Here is a 21,538-nt window from a genome sequence, read left to right on the forward strand (position 1 = left end):
CCGAACTTCCTGAAAACACCTCAAAAACGGGCCGGCACCTTGATGGTGATTAAGGTGCCTTTTCCGGATTTTGGCGCGGAAACGGTAAGCGTTCCGTTGAGCAGCTTCACCCGGTCCTGGATGGACCGGAGCCCAATCCCTTTCAGGTTAGCCGCCACGTTCTGGATGCCGCGCCCGTTGTCCTTGGCCTGAAGCAGCACCTGCTCTCCTTCCTTGCAGATGGACAGCGTGGCGGCGGTGGCTCCGGAGTGTTTTACGATGTTGTTCACCAGTTCCTGGCTCATCCGGAACAGGGCGATCTCCAGGTAGGGCTCCAGCCTTTGCTCCAGGCCTTCCACCTTGCACTGCAGGAACAGGGCGCTTTCCTCAAACTTACGGCACATGCTCTCCAGGGCCACCTGCAGCCCGAACTCCTGCAGCAGCATGGGCACCAGCTCATGCGATACCCGCCGGGTCTCGTTGATGGCCTCGGTGAGCAGGTCTTCCACAGTCTGGAGCGGTTGGTTTTCCTCTTTGCCGCTTTCCACGTCCTGTTCTTTGGCCCGGCCCAGGTTCAGTTTGGTGGCATACAGAATCTGAGCCACGCCGTTGTGCAACGACTCTGAGATGCGGCGGCGCTCCTCTTCCTGCGCCTCCAGAATGGCCAGCAGCAGGGCTTTCTGCTGCTCCAGTTTAATCTGCAGGTTCTCCTGCTCCAGGCGGTGCACCTCTGAAAGGTCCAGGTCCACGCCCAGCACTTTCTCCACCTGCCCCTGTCCGTTGCGCAGGGCGATGCCTTTTACCTTAAGGAGAAGTTCTCCTTCGCCCACCTTCACCCGGAAGGTGTCCTCCTTCGGCTCCCGGCCCTGGCGGAGGCCCTCCACCATTTTTTGGGCCGTGGCCCGGTCTTCCTCCACCACGTACTCCAAGTAGGTCTCGGGGTGTACCAGGGTCCCGAGGGGCAATCCGAACAGACGGTACATGCCGTCTGACCAGCGGTACGCGCCGGTCTGCAGGTTGTACTCCCAACTGCCCATGCGGGCCACCTCCTCAGACTGACGCAGCAGGGTGAGGTGCTCGGCCACCGATTTCTCGGCTTTCTTCCGCTCGGTGATGTCCTCCACGGAGATAAACAGCCCGTCGTCCAGTTTGGCGGCCAGCCACCGGAACCAACTTTGGGTAGGGGAGAAGTATTCCTCGAAGTCTACCCGGCCGTCCTGCTCCACGGCTTGCACGTAGGCGGCAAATAAACCAATGTCTTTGATGTGCGGGTATTTCTGCAGCATCCGGCACCCAATTACGTCCTCGCCCGCCATTTCCTGGCTTACGGCGTTGAGCCACACGTACTCGAAGTCAACGATGCGGCCGGAGGCGTTGCGGATGCTTTTCACCACCACCATACCCAGCGGTGAGGTGTTGGCGGAGGTTTCCAGCAATTCCTTGCTTTCCTGCAGAGCTTGGGTACGCTCGGCTACCTGCTGCTCCAGCTGGGCATTGAATTCCTGCAGTTGCTCCTCGGCCCTGCGGCGCTCTGTGATGTCCACGGCCATGCCCACAATGAAGCGGCGCCCGTCTTTGAGCGTGCCCGGCGAGGAGGCGCTGAAGCTCCAGTGCCGCACCTCGCTGCGGAGGGTGCGGACCGGGAAATCAATGTCCACGGTGCGCCTGTGGCCCGTGAACAGGTGCTGCATATGGCTGCGCACTTTATCGGCCCCCTCGCCGTAGGCTTGGGTGAGCCAGTGGTCAAAGGTGGGCACCTCCTCCTGCCGATAGCCGGTCAGCTCGGTCCAGGAGTGGCTTATCTGCAGCACCTCCCCGTCCTCGGCGTGCATGATCACCGGGATGGGGGCATCCTCTATGGCTCTGCGGAACTGCTCCTCTGAGTCGGCCAGGGCCCTTTCCGCCTGGGCTCTCTCCACGGCCGCCCAGGTGCGCTCTACCGTTTCCTCCAGCAGCATACGCTCATGGTAGGTCCAGGGGCGGGGCGTGGTCATGGAAGCCGCGAGCGCCCAAATGACCTGGCTCTCGCCCTTCCGGAGCGGAACGACCAATATGGCCCGCAGCTGTAACCCGGCCAGCAGCTCTTTCTCAGAGTCAGAGAAGCTCGGATCGTGGGCCGCGTCCTCAATGACCATGGGTTGCGTCACGAGCTGGCGCATCGTCTCGGGATAATCTGATAGTTGGAAGACGCCGGACATGGAAGAAAGACCCGGGCGAATATGCTCCGGACCGACGGTGGAGATTCCTTTCTGCTCGAAGACCTCGCTGATCCAGCAGCGGTCAAGGCGCAGGTGCCCGGCAAGCATTCTGACGGCCTGGTCTTTGATGGATGCCGCATCAGGTAGGGCCCGCAGCGTATCGCTGAGCCTGAGCAGAAAGGCTTGCCGCTCCTCGCTCTCGCGCAGGGCGTCCTCGGCACGGGCCCGTTCCACCGCCGCCCAAGTGCGCTCGGCGGTTTCCACTGCCAGCTGTACGTCTACCCCGGTCCAGGTCCGGTGGATGGATTGCACTAGGCAGAGGATGCCGGTCGCTTTCCCGTTCTTTACTACTGGCACGTCCAAAAAGGAGACCACCTGCCATTGAAGGCACAGTTCGTGCAGGGGCTCATCCAACAGATCGGTGGCATTGGTGTCGTGCACCACTAAGGGCACGCCGCCCTCCACGGCTTTCCTGAAAAGGGCGAAGCTGCTCAAGGGGTAACTCCCGGCCACGGAGGGCAGACCATCCCGGCGGGCATCGCGCCTGATGAAGGCCTGGTCTCCTTCTATGGTGCAGTAATAACAGCGGTCAGCACCGAAGTGCTCCATGGCCAGGCGGGTAACTTCCTCCTCTATCTGGATGGGGTCACCGGTGGAGCGAAGGATCTCATTCAATTTGAGCAGATATTTCTGCTGCTGCTCCCGTTGCTTGCGTTCAGTGATTTCATTGAACAGAATGGCCACGTGGTGTCCCTGCGGAGCATCCATGCGGAAGGCATACACATCATAGTGAAATCCCAGGGCTTTGGCGGGGGCATTGAAGCGCTCTGGGGTGCCCGTTTTGGCGATTCTGCCGTAGATTTCAAACCAGTGCTCCTCATGGGCCGGCGCCAACTCTTTCATGGTGCGCCCAATGGCGTTCTCCAACCCCGTTTGCTTCACAAAAGAGGCGTTCGCTTCCAGGAACCGGTAGTCATAGGGTGCTCCCGCTTCATCAAAGAGTACTTCAATGATGCAAAAGCCCTCATCTATGGAGTTGAACAATGAAAGGTATTTTTCTTCGCTTTTCCGCAAGGCCTCCGCGGTTTGTTTCAATTCTGTGATATCTGTGATGACTGCCACCGATCCTTTGATGGTTCCAGCCTGGTCTTTCACCGGCGCAGCAGCCACTCGGGTCCAGATTTGGGTTCCTTCTTGCGGGTGGTAGCGCATTTCTAAGCCAGGCACCACATATTCTCCCCGCAAGGCACGGGCACCAGGGTAGTCAGCCCGCCCCACCAGCGTGCCGTCTGCCTGGTGGGCCTCCCAACGGTTGGCATGGCGTTCATCCTGCGAAGGCATGATGTTGTTAGGCAGGTAGTAACGCATTTCCTCGTTTGACAAGAGCATCTGCCCTTTGGTGTCCATAAACCCGATACCCACGGGCAAGGCGCTGAAAATGGCGTTGAGTTGCGCTTCCCGCTGACGCAGGGCTTCCTCGGCTTTGGCTTTTTCTACTGCCACCCAGGTACGCTCAGTAACTTCTTCTATTAACTGAATCTCACTATCCGTCCAGACTCTTGGAGTAGCCGATACGGCAACGATCACCCAATGTGGATTGTTCTCGCCCTTGCGCAGGGTAGCGGCGACTAGTGCACCCAAGCCAAGAGCACCCATGTTACTCCGGTCCGTGCTGGACAGGCTTTCCGTCTTTGAGGAGTCGTCAATCACCAGCGTCCGGTCAAACACTACATGAAAGGCTTCGGGAAAGTCGGAGAGGCGAATACCGCCTTCCGGCAGTGGCGGCACCCGGTCGTTTCCTACCTGATGCGTGATGTCAGCGCGGTCTGCATCCAATTGGTAAAATGCAATGTAGCAGCGGTCTAGCCCTAACTGCTCAGAGAGAATTTGGAGCGAACGCTTTGCCACGGCGTCTGCGTTTGGTTCTGCCCGCAAGGCATCAGAAAATTCTAAAAGGAATTCCTGTTGTTGCTCCCGTTGCTTGCGTTCAGTGATGTCTTTGAACAGGACAGCCAGACGGTCGCCACCTGAGGCCAGCGGAAACGCATAAAGTTCCAGCACACGACGCGTTGTGAGAAATTCACGTTCGAAACGGAGCGGCTCGCGGGTGCGCAACACCTGGTCATAAATGGCTAACCATTCCTCCGATTCCCCGCGTGCGACCTGCCGGAGAGTTTTACCCACTACGTCTGGCACACCGGACTGCGTGGCAAACGCCGGGTTGGCCTCAAGGTAACGGAAGTCCAGCGGTTCCGTTGACACCCGTTCAATGAGGCAAAAGCCTTCATCAATGGATTGGAAAAGGGAGCGGTATTTTTCTTCGCTTTTCCGCAGGGCCTCCTCGGCACGGATGCGCTCAACAGCCATCCAAACCCGCTCCGCTGTCTCGCGGATTAACTCCATTTCCAGGTCGGTCCAGGGGTGCGGGTGCATGTCATGAACGGCAAGAATGGCAACCAGCTTCCCACCCCGGAGCAAGGGAATGCCGGCACCCGCCCAGATTTGGTAGGTGCGGTAGGCTTCCTGCTCTGCGGCAGTGGGCCGTGGATCTTCCCACAAGTCGCCGATTCTGAAGGGGCGGCCAGCTTCAAAATCCTCGGCCACGAAGGTTCCGAAATCGTCGATCCGGTACTTTAACTCCAACAGCGGCAGACCATCGGCGTAGCCCACCCCATCCGCACTGTAATACTCGCCACTGCTGTCGCACTCGTGGTACTGCGCACGGCTCACGCCAAGATGCTTGCCCAGCAACTGCATGGCCGCCGTTTTTATGTCGTTGGGTTGTTCTAGCCTTTGCAGGATATCACTAAGCTTCAGCAAAAATTCCTGTTGTTGTTCCCGTTTTTTGCGTTCAGTGATGTCGTTGAAGACTACAGCAATAAACGGACTGCCTGCCTCGCCGATACGCGAATAGTGATAGGTAAACCAGCGATCCAGATCTGCGGAATAGTTTTCGCCACGCAAAGGCTTGCCTGTCTGGTAAACCTGGGTTAAGGCATCGAGCCAGTGTTGTTCCAGACGGGGAAGAATTTCACTTACCTTCTTGCCAGGCACATCCTTCATTCCGGAGATCTGTTCGAAAGCTTTGTTAACCTCAAGGTAAATCACATCAGTAACGTTTCCATTTTCATCTGTAACCACCTCCTGTATGGCGAATCCTTCATCTATGGAATTAAAAAGTGCCTGGTATTTATCGGTTGCTTTCTGGGCTATTTCATTTTTCAGGCCAATAATTTCCTGTTCATTTTTCTTCCGTTCGGTGATGTCCAGGGCGGTTGCCACCAGGCCGTCGTTGAGCTTTACGGCCATGAACTGAAACCAATGGTCAGTGCCTTTTATGGGGACCTGTACTTCGGTGTTCAGGGTATTGCCGGTTTCTACCACCTCTGCGTACAGCCTGAATATGTCGGTGTCCTTTATGCCAGGATATGCTTCTGAATATTTCTGCCCCCGGCGCTCTTGCAGAGCGTATTGGCGGGCTACCCGGTTTTCCAGCTGGAACTCAAAATCTACAATTTTGCCGTTCTGGTCACGTACGGCTTTATGATAGGCAATGGGGTTCAACGACACATCAAACACCGTTTGTACCAGTTCTTTGCTTTTCCTTAGCTCCTCTTCGGCTTTTTTGCGCTCCGTGATATTGGAGGTAGTGGTAGCCACGCCATCGTTCAGTTTCACCACAGATTGGAAAAACCAGCCGTTAAACTGCTCGTGCATATAGTGCCGCTCAGACTGCTCAGGCTGGCCGGTTTCCATCACCCGTTTGAAGGTGTCAAAAATTCCCGTTTCCCGCACCCCGGGGTTAGCTTGCAGCAAACTCTGCCCGATGACGTTGCCGTAACATTTTTCAGAGGTATGATTGTTTAACACCCATTTAAAGTCAACGATCTCGCCACTTTCATCCCGTACGGCTTCAAACACCTGAATCATGTCCTGGGAGCTATCCAGGGTGGCCTGCAGCAATTGCTGGTTCTGCTTTAGTTCTTCCTCTGCTTTTTTCAGTTGGGCCGTGTCACGGGTGATGGCCTGTACCGTTTCCCGGCACAAGAGGAGCTCGGTCTGGTCCTCCACCTTCACCAGCAGGTACTGGAGTTCCTGGTGGCCGTTGAACCCAGGCGTGAGGTGCAGGCGCAGGAACTTTTGTCCTGCGTTTGTGGTGCCGTTGGTGCAGGGAAATTCACTGTGGAGTTGCATGGACAACTGGTGCGGCTCTTTGCCGGAGAGCACCTGCCGGAAGGCATCTTCCACTTTTGTGGGGGAAAAAACATACTGCTCCAGGTTGCCTGGCAAGGTTTCCCCGAACAGGTTTTTGCCCACCCACTCTTCCCGGCCAGACCGGGAAGCCCGCAGGAAGGCATCTGAGGCAGTTAGTACCTCCAACTCCGGAGACAGCACCAGGTATAGGTCTGGAACGGTCTCAAATGCTTTCAACACTTCCAAAGGCACTAAGGCGGCAGGCTTCATATTCAAGTCTGGAACTTATTACATAAACAAAGGAACATAATTCTTTAAGCCGATATTCCTCCGTTGGTTGACGAACAAATACGGTATTTTAGGAGGAAAACACGTTCTCGGGGGCAACGAGATTAGTTTTCAAAAATCCTGGGTTCAGGTCCTGCCCTCAAGTTCTGAAAAAAGAGTCCAAAAACACAGGCCGGAAAGGGAACGGGATGACAGAAACAAGTACTTGTACGATTTGTAACAGGACCGAAGCTAGGTAAGAATGCATTGGGTAATACCCTTCATGAGTAACCAGCAGAGGAGTAGGGGCCTGGCCCTAAACGTGAGGTGGCTATGCAAGGCAGGCTATTCCTTAGGCAGGAATTTGAGCAATTGCTGTACCATTGTCTCGGCGGTTTTGCCGTAGTCCTGCTCGTATTTCTCAAACAGTTCCTCCCGACTGGTTTCCACGCCTTTCGCCTGTTTTTCCCACAGAACCGATAGCGTAGCATAGGGAGGCAGGATAACCCCGATGGCGTTGAAAAAATTGCTGATGTTGGCAATGACGTGTTGGGCCCCGTCAGAATCGCCGGTGATAACAATACCGCCTACCTTGCCCTCAAGCCTGGAGGGCTTACCGGCCAATACTTCATCGTGGAGCTCGTCTAGCCGTTCAATCACCCGTTGTATTTCAGAGGACTGGTTGTTCCACCAGATGGGGGTGGCAAAGATGAGGATATCGGCTGAAAGCAGTTGACTTAATATGCCTGGCCAGTCATCTCCGGGTCCCATGTTGCTGTAAGTGCCGGGCAGGATGTTGTGTTCCACTAACTTGATGAGGTGGCATTCTACCTGATGCTTGCGGAAGACCCCCGCCAGGAACTCAGATAACGCTTGGGTGTTAGACAGGCCTTCTTTTTTGAGGGTGCCCTGGAGAATGATGGCTTTCATGGCTTGTGGGAAGTTAGGCTTGAAACATAATCTTGCAAAAAGTCTCTGGATAAGAATGTATTATGGGTTTTCCTGCACCAGAAGGGCTTTCCTGCAGTTGCAGGTTCGCTGGAGCAGTTGCCTTCCTTTGCTTTGAAGAGAGGGGGAGGCATGCTGGGTTTCTCTACCCGTTGGGGGGCAGATAGATAATGAACTCCGTGCCTCTCCCAACCTCACTGTTCACTTCTACAGACCCGTTCATGGCATTCAGGTGGCTTTTGACCAGATACAATCCCATGCCTCTGCCTTCTTGTTTGGGGTGGAACCGCTTGTAGAGTTTAAACAGGTTTTTCTCCTCTTTCTGCACATTGAACCCCGTTCCGTTGTCAGAGAACCGGATGGTGGTACCGCGCTCAGGGGCAGAGAAGCACCTGATGTGTATCTCCAGTTGCCGTTGCTCAGCTCTGTACTTGATGGCATTAGAAAGCAGGTTGTAGAAAATGCTGTGCAGGTAGGCCTTGCTTCCTCTTACGCGCAGCCCCTCTTCCATGTCTGTTTGTACCCTTGCCCCAAGGCGGTCTATCTGTTCCTGGAACGAGGTAAGCGCCTGCCCAAAGACATCCCTTAGATCTACCAGTTCCCACGTGAGGTTAGAGGTGCCTTCTCTTATGCTAAGGATGGTGCCCATGTCTCTGACCACCGTGTCTAACTGGTAGATACTCTGCCGGAGGTACGCCAGCGAGGTGTTAAACCGGTCAGAATCCTTGTCCAGGGTAAGCAGGTGGTCTGCCAACCCCATGGCATTTGCCACGGGTGCCCTCAGGTTATGGGAAACCAGGTAAGTGAACTGCTGTAAATCTGCATTCTGCCGGTAGAGGTCCTTGGTGAGTTTAGAGAGTTCCAGTTCAGAGTTTTTCAGGGCGGTGATATCGGTCTGTACAATCACGTACTTGTACCGGTCATTTCCATCTTCCAGAATTGGGCTTATTTCCACGCTGGACCAAAGTTCACCCCCGTGTTTATCGCGGTTAAGGATATCAAACGAAGCCGACTCTCCGCGGAAGAGCTTGTCGCGGATGGGTACGTAACTGGCGGGATCAACAGAAGGGTGGTGCAACAGGTCAAACGCTCTTCTGCCAATGGCCTCCTCTATGCTGTAGCCAAACATCCTGGTGAAGCCTTCGTTCGCCCACTCGGTTACGCCCTCTTCATTGATGATCATTACCCCGTTATTTGTTTTGCTGGCCACCAGGGAGAGCTTTCTGATTTCCTGCTGCGATTTTACCCTCTCGGTGATGTCTACCTGTACGCCTATGTGCCTGATCAACTCGCCCTGTTCATTGAAGACGGGGGTTATCTCTACCTCAAACCATTTCCGCTCACCTGATTTGGTGCAGACCGGTAACTCTTCTTTGAACGGTTTGTTCTGCTCTAATTGGTTAAGTATAAGATCAGTGGTAGGAGCCTGGAGAGCCGGGGCCAGGAAAAGTTCAAAGGGCGTCTTGCCGCGGGCCTCGTTGAAGGAGTAACCGGTATGGGTGGTGAAACTGTCGTTTACCCATTCAATTTGGCCCTGGCTGTCCATCAGCACCACTGAGTTGACCGTCTTGCTTGCCACCAGTGACAGGTTTTCCAGTTCCTGGCTTGCCGTAACCTGCTCTGTGATGTCGTCAAAGAAGATGGAAAGTCCTTCCCCGGATGGGTAGGCTTTTACCTTGAACCATTTGGCAAACCTCTTCAGCTGGAAGGTATAGGTAACGGTCTGGCCCGTTTCCATGGCGTGCAGGCATTGGATATAGGAAGTATGGCCAACTTCCTCCGGGAAGAGTTCCCATATGTTGGCTCCAATGTGCCGGGTTCTGTCAAAGGGCAGCATTTTTTCTGCCTCTCCATTAAGATAAGTGATTCGCCACTGCCTGTCTACCGCCAGAAAACCGTCTGTGATACTTTCCAGGATGGAGTTGAGGTTATGGGCTTGCTGCTGGATGGTGGCATAGGAATCTACCATGGGCGTGATGTCCTTGGAGATGGTCTGCGCACCCACTACCTCGCCGTTCACCGAGACCGGGAACTTGATGGTGTCGTAGAACCTCCGTTCGTTCCGGAGCACCATGTCTACGGTATTCCTCTGCGGGGTGCCGCTTAAGGCGTCTTGCAAAGATTTTTGGGCGGCAACTGCCAGGTCCTTGGGGAAAAAGGAAGCGGTAGAGCGGTTTACTGCCTCTTCTCTGGTAATGCCCCACTTTTCACAGAAGGCCTTGTTTACTTCCAGCAAAAGCCCGTCGGTACTTTCCAGGAAGATGACATCTGGGTTATTCTCAAACAGGGCCTTGTAGCGTTGCTCGCTCTCAATAAGCTTCTGCCGGTTAAGTTCAAATTCAGTTAAGTCACGCGCCACGCAGTACATGGTTCCGTCTTCCTCGTCCCAGGAGGCAGACCAGAGAACATAAACTGTTTGGCCGTTTTTATGCAGTAAGCGGTTCTCAAAGCTTTTCTGCCTTGAGCCTGCGTAAATGGAACGGGAGGTCTCCTCTGTGATAGCAATGTCTTCCGGATGGACCAAGTCCAGGTAGTGGCGGCCCACCATCTCGCTGCTCTGGTATCCCAGCAGGTCATAGCACGCCTCGCTGGTATACGTATAGAACCCCTCGCCATTGAAAGCACAGATCATGTCCAGAGAAACCCGAGCCAGCTTTTCCCATTTCATCGGGTGATTCACTGGCGATTGACCAGCTTCCAAATCCTTTGCAGACATACTTTTATATTTTATCCTATAAAGGTACAACAAATATAAAAGGCCTGTGTTGCCAGGAAGCTGATAGAAGAAAGGAGAAGGTGCCCGAGATCACTAGATTCTAGACCCGGCAGGTGGTAGGAAAAAGTAGTACAGGAGGATTTTTTTCAACAAAGAGCAGGGGATACTAGCCCTCCTTGTTTTTCCTGCGGCTCCCTTTAATGTGAGCATCGCTCTATACGCCTGGCAACGGTGAATGGATGAATACTTGCCGGGGATCAGGAGAACCTTACGCTAAAGGAAAGAAATCTGGTGGCGCGGATTTTCCCTTTTACAGGCCGATTACTGAATGGCAAGATAAACTTAGGTGAACCTCAAGGCCAAAGCGGTAATGCCCCTGGCTTAGAGGGTAAAATTACTTTGGAAAACCTTTTATTGCTTTTACAGCCGTTTGGCTCTGGCAATGCCCGTTAAGGTCAGGTAAAGTAAGGGTGGTTCGGCCAGAACGCTGATCTTCAGCATTCCTTCCTCTGAGAGGCTGCGGTATTCTGGCAGCATTTTCTCCTGTACCTGGCCCAGGGCATCGCTTACCTTAGAAGATTCCACCGGGAAGTCCTCGGGTTTCTCCATCCACCCAACGTTGCCATACATCTCCCGCAAAATATCATCCATCATATCCATTTGGTGCAGAACTCTTCCTGTTTTAAAGTTAAAAGGGAGCCTTCTGAGAAGAAACAAAACCGGGACTCAATTGTTAGGGCTTTCCTGCGGATAAAAACAAATACTTTACCGCCAGCGCCCGTTGGTTTTCTGCAGTTTCTGAGGTTTGCTCCTTCTTTCAGGACTTCCTGCTTCTCTAAGCAAATATCCATCCAAAACCGTCCTGAAAAATAGATACTTACTGCCTGAAGCCCTGGTGCTCTGCTAAACCTTGCTAGGTCGATCAGCTTTGTGGCTTTGGCAAGCCAGCAGTTGGAAAAACAGGTGTTTTCTGAAAAGGAGGCTGAAATCAAATGCTGCTGAAAAGATGGTGTCTATGAGCAGTAAACGATCTATCAGATTTCATTTCCTCTAAGCCAACATCATTTAAAGTTGAAGCAGGGTTTTACCGGCATTTCTGCTGAGGCACCCCGGTTTTTGGTTCGTTTTGCTAAAAACAGGGCAAAAACAAAAGCCCTGGCTTAGCCGGGGCTTTTGACCACGAACCTGAAAGCAATTCTTTCAGGATTCCGGGGAGAACATGTATTTTCTACCAGAGTTCCCTTACCGATGGATGGTTTTCCGTTTCACGTCTTGCAGGCGGGTAAGGTGCGCCATGTTAGCGGCTCTTGCCTTTGCTTTGTCTGCAATCTCTCCTTTGAAGTTTTCATCAATGGCTAAAAAGAACAAATGAATCCACTGGCCAATGTGCTCTGTAGGAAGAAGCAGGAACGCATACTCTAAAGAATGATGGTGCTGGAACGGTTTAGAATCAAAAAGGGCGGAGCACCAGAAGCTAGCCATCATCCATTCGTCTGAGGCCAGGGTTGCTTCGTTGTAGGTTCTCGGGAACAACGGATTCTGTTTTGCCTTCTTAGAGAAAGCTTTGACCAGCAAGTGAACATCCATATCTGATTTGATGTCACGCTGAGGAAAAGGGAATTGAATCATTGTGAAAGGATATAGGGTGAAAATGTAGAAAGCAGAGTAGCAGGGTGGGGGAACTTTATTCTGCCTTTCTCAGGGTCTAGAATAAAGACGGTGGTTTCAGTAATTCCAGAGCCGTTTCAGTACAGCTCCTTATATATCCGTTGTGTACCAGGATCAGTTGCTAACCGGCACAGGAATGACCGGGAATGACTTGCCTTACAAAAGTAACCTCCGGTAATTTAATGTAGTTCAATTCTTAGATAAGATTTGAATAATTCAGTATTTGTCCTTGCCTGCAGCGGTTTTATACAGATAAGATAAGGGATAATACAAACCCCAAAGCACCAGCTACCTTCGTTTGCCTGCCAGTAAGTTGGCTTACTCATGAAAGCTGATACGCCTGTACAAAGCCTAAAAAGAGGTGGCTCCCGGGAGCAAGAGCAGTATTGTGAGTACGGAGCGTAGCATCCTGCGATATGATTTAGTCCTGGAATTCCACCTTATCCAATACTCAGTGCCTGGTTCCTGCCTTAGCTTGAAGAACATGATAAAGCTAGGAAAGATGCAGTAGGCCTGAGATGATGCCCATCAGGTAGGTAAATGATATTTGTCATGTAACCCGCTGGGAGTCAGAAAGAACATATTGGAATAAGCGCGAGCGCAGCAGAAACCTGCCGCCTTATTTTGGAGGCCAGCTTACAGGAGAGAGTAGGGGCTAAACACTGTTTTAAGGCTGGTTTGGGTAAAAGAGAATGAAAACGGTATTTGTCACCGTATCAGTTTCCCGGGTACTTTTTTAAAATTTTGATGAAAGCGTAACCTGCAGGTACTTGTTATTTCAGGATTTGATTTTATTTTAAAGCTTTCAAAGGCATGTTCCTATCTTACCCAAGAGATATGCCGCTTTTCTCTTAGCTTATATTAGAAGGTGCGCACCAGCGGGTCGCTGCCCTTAGAATTCAATACCTCTTACTGCTGAACCATGCAGGTGTGGCAGGGAATTTAATTGTATAAACTATACTCTATAAATGCTCATTACCCGGATAGTACCCCTAAAGAAAAGTGCCTTTTCTGGTCTGGTAGGAGCCTGCCTGGCGTTGGCCGGTCCCGTTTTGGGGCAAACCACTGCCGTTCCGCTTCAGGATCTTTCCTCGTTTAAAGCGCCCGGCAAAAGCTGGCAGGTAACCGGAAACGTAACCGCCGATCTAACCCAGGACAACAAATTGGTTCCTGGTAACGGAGCCGGCATCCTCCTGAACCTGCCGGGCAAGAAAGCCAAAGGCGAGGACCTGTTCACCAACTTTGAACACGGCGACTTGGACCTGGAACTTGACTACATGATGGCCAGAGGCTCCAACTCCGGTATCTACCTGCAGGGGCGCTACGAACTGCAGCTGCTGGACAACTGGGGCTTTTCTGACCTCACGGCGGGCAGCAACGGCGGCGTGTATGAGCGGTGGGACGACAGCCGCCCCGAAGGCCAGAAAGGCTACGAAGGCTATGCCCCGCGCCAGAACGCGAGCAGAGCCCCGGGGTTATGGCAGCACCTGAAAATCGCTTTCCAGGCCCCACGGTTCGATGCCAGTGGCAAAAAGATTGAAAATGCCCGGCTGTTACGCGTAGAGCTGAACGGTGTTACTATCCACGAGAACCTGGAACTGTTCGGGCCTACCCGAGGGGCCATCAGCAACGACGAGAAAGCCTCCGGGCCTTTGCGTTTCCAGGGAGATCATGGGGCAGTAGCTTTCCGCAACATCAAGGTAAGCCACTACAGCAAGCCTCGTCCTGAACTCAAGAATCTGACTTACCGCATTTACCGGGGCCGGTTTGATAAAGTGCCCAAGTACGACAGCCTGCCGCCCGAAGCGGAAGGTCCGCAGGGACCCTCCAACGTGCTCACCGCCAACCTCAACGAGAAAGCCAAACAGTTTCTGGTACGCTACAACGGAACCCTGGCGGTACAGGAGCCCGGGGAATATGTCTTCAGCTTGAACACCCCCGGCGGAGCGGGCCTGATCAAAGTGAATGGCCAGGAGGTGCTTCCTTTGCGTGCCTGGAACGGAAGAGGCGCTGTTACCTTACCGGCCGGTGAGGTACCTTTTGAGTTGCTCTACTCCAAGTACATGGACTGGCAACAACCATCCCTGGCCTTGCAGGTGGCGGGCCCCGGGGTGCGTGAGTTCCTGATCAGCGAAAAGGAAATGAACCAGACAGAGGCAGATCCTATCCTGGTAGATGCCCGCGAGCGGCCCGTGCTCAGAAGCTTTATTGACCTGCCCGGCAACTTCCGCGTTACCCATGCGGTGTCGGTGGGGAACCCCAGCCAGTTGCATTACACCTATGACCTGGACCATGGCACCCTGGTGCAGCTCTGGCGCGGCGATTTCCTGGACGCTACCCCCATGTGGCACGAGCGCGGCGATGGCTCCTCAAGGGCGTTAGGATCGGTGCAGCGCTTTGGCAAGCCCACGGTTACGCTGGCCAGGCTAGCCTCTGAGCAAGACGCCTGGGCCACGGACACCGCCGGTACTGCTTATCGTCCCAAAGGCTATTCCCTGAGCCCTGCTTCAGAGCCTACCTTCCGGTACCAGATCTACGGTTCCACCGTGCAGGATGCTATTAGAGTGCTGGAGAATGGAAAAGTGCTGCAGCGCGAGATAACCGTGCAGAACCCCGCCCAGAATGTGTACGCCCGGCTGGTGGAAGGTGCTAAAATTGAAGACGCCGGCAAAGGCATGTACTTGGTAGATGACAAGGCCTACTACGTGCGGCTGGATGATGCCGCCAATGCCAAACCCGTGGTGCGGAGCGTGAACGGCCGGCAGGAACTCATCGTTCCGGTGCGCGAAAAGCTGGTGTATTCCATTCTATTCTGATTTCTAAAGAGCCTTACAGATGAAACAAGCTGGCAAAAAGATATTGCGGAACCTGTTCCTGGCCGGAGCCCTGTTTTCGGCCCCTTTTCTGGGAAATGCGCAGGAATCGCCCATGGAAGAAGACTTTTTCAAGATCCTGCGGATTCCTTCGCCCGAAGGGGCTTTGCTGGAAGTTGGTGGTCTGGCGGTGTTGCCCAACGGTGATCTGGGTATCTCTACCCGCCGGGGCGATGTCTACATCGTAGAAAACCCCACCAGTAACCGGCCGCACTTCCGGAAATTCGCCTCGGGGCTGCACGAGGTACTGGGACTGGCCTACAAAGACGGTGCCCTGTACTGCGCCCAGCGCGGCGAACTCACCAAACTGGTAGATTCAAACCATGACGGCAAAGCCGATGTGTTTGAGACCGTGTACGCCTGGCCTCTGTCTGGGAACTACCATGAATACAGTTTTGGGCCTAAGATTGCCCCAGATGGATCGTTCTTCGTGACCACCAACCTGGGTTTTGCCGATCCGTGGTGGCATGCCGTCAGCATTGTGCCCTGGCGCGGCTGGACCCTGCGGATCACCCCAGACGGCAAGATGCAGCCCTGGGCTACGGGCATGCGCTCCCCGGCCGGTATTGGCATGGTGAACGGCGAAATGTTCTACTCTGAAAACCAAGGCGACTGGGTAGGCTCCGGAGGCGTGTGGCACGTGAAAGAAGGCGCGTTCACTGTGCACCCGGGTGGTTTGCGCTGGACCAACATGCCCAATTCACCGCTCAAAATGCGTATGGAGCAGATTCACGCCAAAATAGATCCCCGCAACGGCAGAGATGCCAAAGGCGATTACGTGAAGCCCGAGAACCGGATCAATGAGCCGGTAGTGACCATGTTTGACCTGAAAAAGCAGTTCCCAGACATGCAGTTGCCAGCCGTTTGGTTGCCGCACGGGGTGTTGGGTATTTCCAACTCAGAAGTACTGCAGATCCCGGAGGGGCATTTCGGGCCGTTTGAGGGGCAGTTGCTGGTGGGTGACCAGGGGCAGAGCAAAATCATGCGCGTGGTGCTGGAAAAAGTAAACGGCGAGTACCAGGGCGTAGCCTTTGATTTCAGAAGCGGTTTCCAGTCTGGGGTGCTGCGCATGGCCTGGGCCAATGACAAATCCTTGTTCGTGGGCGAAACCGCCCGGGGCTGGGGCTCTGCCGGCGATGCCAATGAAGGCTTGCAGCGCCTGGTCTGGAACAACAAGGTTCCGTTTGAGATGAGAACCGTGAAAGCCATGCCCGATGGGTTTGAGGTGGAATTCACCACACCGGTAGAGAGAAAATCTGGGGAGAACCCGGCTTCTTATACGGTGGAGAGCTTTACCTACAAATACCACCCGGTATACGGCAGCCCCACCGTAAATTCCAAAAAACTGCCCGTCAAAGGAGTGAAGCTTTCGGATGACGGTATGAAAGCCCGGGTAGTGGTAGACAACCTGCGCGAGGGATACATCCACCTGCTGCGGCTAGACGGAGTGCGGGCCAAAGAGAACTACTATACCCTGGTGCATCCGGCGGCTTACTACACTTTGAACAGCATTCCTACGGGTCCAAAGCTGGCGCTCTCAGAGATCAATCGAGGAACAACAAACGCCGCCGCAAAAGCATCTACCCCCAAAACCACTCCCAAGGCTGCGGCTTCTGTTAAACCCACCGGGACAAAACCTGCTGCTAAACCAGTAGCCAAAACCGGGGCAACTAAAGCCAAACCCGCTGCCAAAGCCAAGCCCGCCGACGTGGTGCTCACGTTTAATGAGGTGCAGCCCCTGCTGGCCAAGAACACCTGTCTGGCCTGCCACAACATTGACAAGCGGCAGGTAGGACCACCGTTCAAGGAAGTGGCCCGGCGCAATTACTCTAACCAACGCATTGTAGAGTTGATCCATAACCCCAAACCAGAGAACTGGCCTAATTACGCTACGCCTATGCCGCCTATGCCGCAGGTGCCCAAAAGCGAAGCCCTCAAAATAGCCGCCTGGATCAACTCTTTAAATTAAAGTATTACCCAACGTAAAAGGGCGCTGGTCTTCATGACCCAAGCCTTCTGCTTATTCAAAGACCTTTATGAAATTCCAACCCTCTTTCACCAGGAAACTCGCTTTCGGCGCGGCCGCGCTTACCTTTTTCTCAATTACCGAATCCCAGGCTCAGGAGGTGCCCAAGCCTCCTAAAATGGTACCCGAAATGACCGAGTTCTGGGAGCCCGAGCCCCGGAAAGTAACCCCGGGTGTAAACAACTCGGCTCCCTCAGATGCCATTGTGCTGTTCAACGGAAAAGACCTCTCTGAATGGAAAGCGAAGGGCGATGGCTCAGACGCCAAGTGGCAGGTGAAAGACGGGGCGTTTACCGTGGGCAAAGGAGACATCTCTACCAAACGGCAGTTCAATGATTTCCAGCTGCACATTGAGTGGAGCGCCCCAGACGAGGTGAAAGGCACCAGCCAGGGCCGGGGCAACAGCGGCATTTTCCTGCAGGACCGCTACGAGGTGCAGGTGCTGGATTCTTACAACAACCGCACCTACTCCAACGGGCAGGCGGGGAGTATCTACAAACAGCACCGTCCGTTGGTGAACGCCATGAACAAACCCACCGAGTGGAACGTGTACGACATCATTTACACCGCCCCGCGCTTCAAGGAAGATGGCACGCTCTTTTCACCGGCAAGGGTAACGGTACTCCACAACGGAGTTCTGGTGCAGAACAACACAGAGATCAAAGGCCCTACGGAGTACATCGGGTTGCCCGAGTATAAGCCGCACGGCAAAGCTTCCATCACGCTCCAGGACCACGGCAATCCGGTAAGCTTCCGCAATGTCTGGATCAGGGAATTGTAATAAGCGGAGGCTTCAATGATGGCACATCTGCCTTGAGTTCAGGAAGGGGTACTCCCGTTTTTGGCCTGATTAAAACAAAACAGGCCAGAAACGGGAGTTGCTGTGTTGGTATCGCAAGCTGCCTGCTTCCCCTCAGAGTGAACTTTCTGTGCTCAGCTTTTAACCGGAAATCGTTGCCCGCACGTGTTCCGGGGCGATAAGCCGGAGAAAGCATTTTGCGTTTTTGGCATTCTTTGGCAAAAAGAAGCCTTAAACGGAGAAAAATATTCTGAAAAGTGATAGATGTTAGTAAATTTAGCAATACCTGTAGTCTGTTTCTTCTTTAACCGGGCTTAACGCCTGTATTATAATGAAATCATCCGTCAAGTCCTTGCTGATTTTAGGCAAGCCCTTCTTTACCCTAATACGCTTATTATGCACCAAAACGCCTGTTTCTACCGGGCAGAACCTAAGTTGGCTAATGGCTTGTCTGCTGGGCTTTCTGCTTTTCTCCTGCGGGAACAAGCGGGAGGGCGATCCAAGAATCCTGGTCTTCAGTAAAACGAGTGGGTACCACCATGCCTCCATCGCAGATGGCAACCGGGCCATTGTAGAGCTTGGGAAAAAGAATGGTTTTGCCGTGGACACCACCACCAATGCCGAGTATTTCCAGGAGGACTCTCTTAAGAAATACGCCGCCGTTGTTTTCATGAGCACCACCGGAGATGTCCTGAACCATTACCAGGAGGCCGACTTTGAGCGCTACATCCAGGCGGGCGGCGGCTTTGTGGGTGTTCACTCCGCCACCGATACCGAGTATGGCTGGGGTTGGTACGGTAGATTGGTGGGCGCTTATTTCGCCAGTCACCCAGACCAGCAAGAAGCCATTGTGCGGGTAACGGATGAAAAGCACCCGGCCACCGAGGGCCTGCCCAAAGAGTGGAAACGGAAAGACGAGTGGTACAACTTCAAAAACCTGAGCAAGGATGTAAAAGTGCTGCTTACCCTGGACGAGAAAACCTACAAAGGCGGCACCAACGGAGCCAATCACCCTGCGGCCTGGTACCATGAGTTTGAGGGTGGCCGGGCGTTCTACACTGCTCTGGGCCATACCGAAGAATCATACAAAGACGATCTTTTCCTGCAGCATCTGTTAAAAGGCATTGAGTATGCCATGGGGGATAACGAGGAACTGGACTATGAAAAAGTAACCGCGCTACGGGTGCCGGAAGAAAACCGGTTTGTGAAAACGGTGCTTACCCAAGGTAAGTTTACGGAGCCCACAGAGATGACCATCCTGCCTAACCTGGATGTTCTGGTAGCCCAGCGCCGGGGTGAACTGATGCTGTACAACCAAAGCAACGGATCGTTGCAGCAGGCAGGCTTCCTGGATGTGTACCATACCTCCAGTTCTGATGCCAATGCCGAGGAAGGTCTGATGGGCTTGGCCAAGGATCCTGACTTTGAGAAGAACAACTTCATCTATCTGTACTACAGCCCGGCCGACACGTCGGTGAACCGGCTTTCCCGCTTTGTCTTCCAGAACGGCAAATTAGACATGGCCTCTGAGAAGATCATCCTGCAGCTGTATTCTCAGCGCCAGATCTGTTGCCACACGGGTGGCTCCATTGCCTTCGGGCCAGATAAACTTCTGTATCTGTCTACCGGTGACAACAGCACGCCTTTTGATGAAAAAGGCCAGACCTATACCAACCAGGGGTACGCGCCTTTGGATGACCGTCCGGGCCACTTGCAGTATGACGCCCGAAGAACATCCGGCAACACCAATGATCTGCGCGGAAAGGTGATCAGAATCAAAGTAAACGAGGATGGGTCTTATGACATACCCAAAGGCAATCTTTTCCCTAAAAACCAGGCGAAAACCAGACCCGAGATCTATACCATGGGGCACCGCAACCCGTACCGGATTTCGGTGGACCAGAAAACAGGCTTCCTGTATTGGGGCGAAGTAGGGCCCGATGCCAAAACCGATAGCTTAGCCACCAGAGGACCCAAAGGATACGATGAAGTGAACCAGGCCCGTAAAGCCGGTAATTACGGCTGGCCGCTTTTCGTAGCGAATAACTATCCTTATCACCGGTATAACTATGGTACTGGGGTTTCTGGTGAAACCTTTAATCCTGCCAGGCCGGTGAATGACTCACGCAATAACACGGGTATTGTGAATTTGCCACCGGCTCAACCCGCCTTTATCTGGTACCCGTATGACGCTTCCCCAGAGTTTCCGCAGGTGGGTACGGGCGGCCGTAATGCCATGGCTGGTCCTGTCTACTACACCGATATGTTCCCGGAAAAGACCCGGTATGCCCAATACTATCATGGCAAGCTCTTTATCTATGACTGGATCAGGGACTGGATCAAAGTAGTGACCATGAAAGAAAACGGCGACTTTGATAAAATGGAGCCATTTATGGAAAATGAAAAGTTTGCCGCCATCATGGACATGGAAGTAGGGCCTGACGGGAAACTCTATATCCTGGAATACGGAAAAGGGTGGTTTACCGGAAACCCAGATGCTGCCCTTTCCAGAGTGGATTACCTATCCGGGAACCGGCCTCCTAAAATCACGAACCTATCGGTAGACCGCCAAAGCGGTATGCTTCCGTTCACCGTGACCGCTACCGTAGAAGTGGCAGACCCGGAGAAAGATAATTTAAGATACCTCTGGACCATTAACGGGCTTAAGAAGCTGACGGATACCCCGCAACTGGAGCATACGTTCACTAGGGCCGGAGATTATGACATACAGGTAGAAGTGACCGATGTAGAAAAGGCAACCTCCGGAACCAGGACCGTAACCGTGTACGCCGGTAATGAGCAGCCTGATGTGGTGGTGGCTTTGCCGGGCAACCGAAGCTTCTATTTTGAGGGAACCCCTATCAAATACCAGGTGCACGTAGTTACGCCGGGCGGTCAGGTGAAGCCACAAAACCTATTCGTGTCTGCTGAATATGTAGAAGGAAAAGACTTAGCCGGAGCCTCCATGGGGCACCAGGTAGCCTCCGCTACGTTGGTGGGCAGAACGCTCATGGAAAACTCAGATTGCAAAGGCTGCCATAAAATAGACGAGAAGTCTATAGGGCCGGCTTACGTAGACGTGTCTAAACGATACCTCAAAGATCCTAAGGCCACGTCGCATCTTACCAACAAGATCATCAAAGGCGGCGGCGGCGTGTGGGGAGAGAATGCCATGCCTGCTCACCCAGACATGTCTGAGGCAGATGCCCGGCAGATTGTCTCCTGGATTCTATCGCTGGCCAGCCCAACCAGCACCAAGCCTTCGCTTCCGGCCAAAGGAGAGATTGTGCCCAAGGTAGCCGAGCAGAAGAAAGAGAACACCGTTCTGAAACTCACCGCCACCTATACCCACGAGGGCGGCACGGGGCTCAAGCCTTTGATGGGCTCCAACGCTGTTCAACTAAGAAGCAACCGGGTAGATGTTTCTGACTTCAAGCAGGTAAAGGGTTTTGCCAGCAGAGATTCCTCAGGCAGCAAGTACCTGGTGTTTCCTACCAGTGAAGGCTGGATCAAAGAGACGCTGGATTTGACAGACATTGCTTCTATTGATCTGGTAGCGGTGAACAGCGGTTACCTGGGCACTTATGCCGTGGAAGTGAGAATTGGGCAGGTAAACGGCCAGAAAATAGGAAGCGGACGCATGGCCTTCGGGATAAAAGGGCAAATCGTGAGCACTTCTATTCCTATCCGGGTTCCTCTCAATTTGCGCACCACCGATGTGTACATCATCTGTAAAGAAGTAAAGGCCGGCGGAAATAACAGGCCGCTTTTGAAGACGGTCATTTTTACCCCACAGGGTAGAAACATCTGATCTTAACCGGGCTTCAACAAACCAAAAGATACCCATTATTCCTATTTCAATAAGTAAAC

9 protein-coding genes are annotated in these 21,538 nt (G+C 53.4%); 4 read left to right on the top strand and 5 right to left on the bottom strand.

What is annotated here, in order from left to right; translation table 11 throughout:
• Positions 1–20: 20 nt before the first annotated feature.
• The 5 genes from JT719_RS21280 to JT719_RS21300 all read right to left on the bottom strand — a co-directional run bounded on the left by JT719_RS21280 (position 21) and on the right by JT719_RS21300 (position 11,931).
• On the bottom strand, positions 21–6,641 hold the full coding sequence (locus JT719_RS21280; protein ID WP_207435770.1) for a PAS domain S-box protein: 6,621 nt from the start codon (positions 6,639–6,641) through the stop codon (positions 21–23).
• A gap of 342 nt (positions 6,642–6,983) precedes the next feature.
• Entirely contained in the window at positions 6,984–7,568 is a 585-nt protein-coding gene (locus JT719_RS21285; RefSeq protein WP_207435771.1) for a flavodoxin family protein, read from the bottom strand.
• Between the two features lie 163 nt (positions 7,569–7,731).
• Positions 7,732–10,302, bottom strand: a complete 2,571-nt coding sequence (locus JT719_RS21290; protein ID WP_207435772.1) for a PAS domain-containing sensor histidine kinase — start codon at positions 10,300–10,302, stop codon at positions 7,732–7,734.
• A gap of 420 nt (positions 10,303–10,722) precedes the next feature.
• A complete protein-coding gene (locus tag JT719_RS21295) occupies positions 10,723–10,956 on the bottom strand; it encodes a hypothetical protein (protein WP_207435773.1) in 234 nt (77 codons plus the stop codon).
• 588 nt (positions 10,957–11,544) lie between these two features.
• Positions 11,545–11,931 carry a globin family protein gene (locus JT719_RS21300; protein WP_207435774.1) on the bottom strand — a complete coding sequence of 129 codons (387 nt, stop codon included), beginning with the start codon at positions 11,929–11,931 and terminating at the stop codon, positions 11,545–11,547.
• 1,007 nt (positions 11,932–12,938) lie between these two features.
• Here JT719_RS21300 and JT719_RS21305 point away from each other — a divergent pair.
• The 4 genes from JT719_RS21305 to JT719_RS21320 all read left to right on the top strand — a co-directional run bounded on the left by JT719_RS21305 (position 12,939) and on the right by JT719_RS21320 (position 21,479).
• Positions 12,939–14,786, top strand: coding sequence for a 3-keto-alpha-glucoside-1,2-lyase-like domain-containing protein (locus JT719_RS21305; RefSeq protein WP_207435775.1), 1,848 nt, complete (start codon positions 12,939–12,941; stop codon positions 14,784–14,786).
• 19 nt (positions 14,787–14,805) lie between these two features.
• Positions 14,806–16,812, top strand: coding sequence for a c-type cytochrome (locus tag JT719_RS21310; protein WP_207435776.1), 2,007 nt, complete (start codon positions 14,806–14,808; stop codon positions 16,810–16,812).
• A gap of 67 nt (positions 16,813–16,879) precedes the next feature.
• Positions 16,880–17,650 carry a 3-keto-disaccharide hydrolase gene (locus tag JT719_RS21315; RefSeq protein WP_207435777.1) on the top strand — a complete coding sequence of 257 codons (771 nt, stop codon included), beginning with the start codon at positions 16,880–16,882 and terminating at the stop codon, positions 17,648–17,650.
• Positions 17,651–18,110: 460 nt separating this feature from the next.
• On the top strand, positions 18,111–21,479 hold the full coding sequence (locus JT719_RS21320; protein ID WP_242693395.1) for a ThuA domain-containing protein: 3,369 nt from the start codon (positions 18,111–18,113) through the stop codon (positions 21,477–21,479).
• The last annotated feature ends 59 nt before the right edge of the window (positions 21,480–21,538 follow it).

This window comes from Sabulibacter ruber, assembly GCF_017355955.1.
GTDB classification, from domain to species: domain Bacteria; phylum Bacteroidota; class Bacteroidia; order Cytophagales; family Hymenobacteraceae; genus Nibribacter; species Nibribacter ruber_A.